Raw genomic sequence first — 1,522 nt, 5'->3', positions numbered from 1 at the left:
GCCCGTCTTCAACCAGCACGGGGCCGGGCGGATGATGGAACGTGAGCCGCAAGGGAGAGATTGATGGTCGAACCCGCACTGTCGTTGCAGATTGCCACCACGGTGCACCACCGCATCCACACTGTCACGGTGCGCATGGATTCGGTGGGCTGGGTGGTCTCTGGCACCAAGCACCTGGTCACACCGGGCGGGGCGCACCGCTATCCCAGCGGGCGGGTGTTTGTGCTGCCGCGTGGCGCGCAGTGGGAGGTGGTCAACGACCCCGCCCCACAAGGCCGCTATGTGGCGCGACTGCTGTGTTTTGCGCCCGAACTGGTGGAGCAGTTTCACCGCCAGTTCGGCCAGTTTGCGGCCGTGCCTGCGGTGCAGGGCTGTGCGGGCCTGGCGGCCGATGCGGCATTTGAAGACAGTTACCGGCGTGCCCTGGCCGCGCTGGAGAGCGATGCCAGCTCGCAGGCGCTGCGCGAACACCGCGCGCTCGAGGTGCTGCTGATGCTGGCCGAGGCAGGCATCGTCTTCGCCCCGCCCGGCGAGCTGGGCTGGGCCGACCGGGTGCGCCGTCTGGTGGGCCCCAGCCCGCAGGCTGACTGGACGGTGGAGCGTATCGCCGCCGCCTTTGCCACCAGCACCAGCACCCTGCAGCGCCGCCTGGCACAAGAGGGCGAAACCGTAAGCCAGTGCCTGCGCGATGTGCGGCTGGAGACGGGGCTGGTTCTGCTGCAAAGCTCCACGCTGCAAGTGTCCGAAATCGCAGCGCGCTGCGGCTACGAGTCGCACAGCCGCTTCAGCGCGGCCTTCCGCGAGCGTTTTGGCTTTCCGCCCTCGCAACTGAGGCCCTGATTACTTCGGCTGACGCACAGCGCACAGCCTTTGATGCCGCCGGGCCAGTGCGAAGGCGTGGCACACCGCACCATCAAGTCCTTGTTTCACACCGCTACTGCAAGGAGCTTTTTGGATGAGCCACCCACTTTCACGCCCCCGTCGCGCTTTCACCTCCATCGCGGCGCTTGCCACCATCGGCCTGGCATTGGCTGCCCACGCCCAGGCGTTCACGCTCAGCAGCCCCGACTTTGCGGCGGATGGCACCTTGCCCCAGCGTTTCGAGTTCAAGGGCTTCGGCTGCGCAGGTGAGAACCAGTCGCCCGCGCTGCGCTGGAACGGTGTGCCTGCAGGCACGCAGAGCTTTGCCGTCACCGCGTATGACCCTGACGCCCCCACAGGCTCGGGCTGGTGGCACTGGTCGGTGGTGAACATCCCCGCCAGCGTCACCGAGCTGCAGCCCGACGCCGGCGCTGCTGGCGGCGCCAAGCTGCCCGCAGGCGCCAGCCATGTGCGCATCGACTACGGCGTGGCCGCCTGGGGCGGGGCGTGCCCGCCCGAGGGGGATGCGCCGCACCGCTACATCTTCACCGTGCACGCACTCAAGGTGCCACGCCTGGACCTGCCTACCGACGCCACCGCTGCGCTGGCGGGCTACATGATCAACGCCAACAGCCTGGGCAAGGCCACACTCACGGTGCGC

At 68.3% G+C, this 1,522-nt stretch carries 2 protein-coding genes; both read left to right on the top strand.

Annotated elements, in window-relative coordinates; genetic code table 11:
* Window positions 1-63: 63 nt before the first annotated feature.
* Complete coding sequence (locus tag DBR23_RS27975; protein WP_233250797.1) at window positions 64-840, top strand: helix-turn-helix transcriptional regulator; 777 nt, start codon at window positions 64-66, stop codon at window positions 838-840.
* A gap of 115 nt (window positions 841-955) precedes the next feature.
* The coding region (locus DBR23_RS27970) for a YbhB/YbcL family Raf kinase inhibitor-like protein (protein WP_108500225.1) at window positions 956-1,522 on the top strand (567 nt) is incomplete at its 3' end.

Origin of the sequence: Acidovorax sp. HMWF018, assembly GCF_003061035.1 — a bacterium.
In the GTDB taxonomy this organism is placed as follows: domain Bacteria; phylum Pseudomonadota; class Gammaproteobacteria; order Burkholderiales; family Burkholderiaceae_C; genus Acidovorax; species Acidovorax delafieldii.
The sequence above is the reverse complement of the archived record's forward strand: the minus strand, read 5'-3'. Positions and strand labels throughout refer to the sequence as shown.

Bases quoted from the DNA above. Each gene is read 5' to 3' on its own strand.
- DBR23_RS27975 (WP_233250797.1), top strand. From the start codon at position 64: ATGGTCGAACCCGCACTGTCGTTGCAGATTGCCACCACGGTGCACCAC.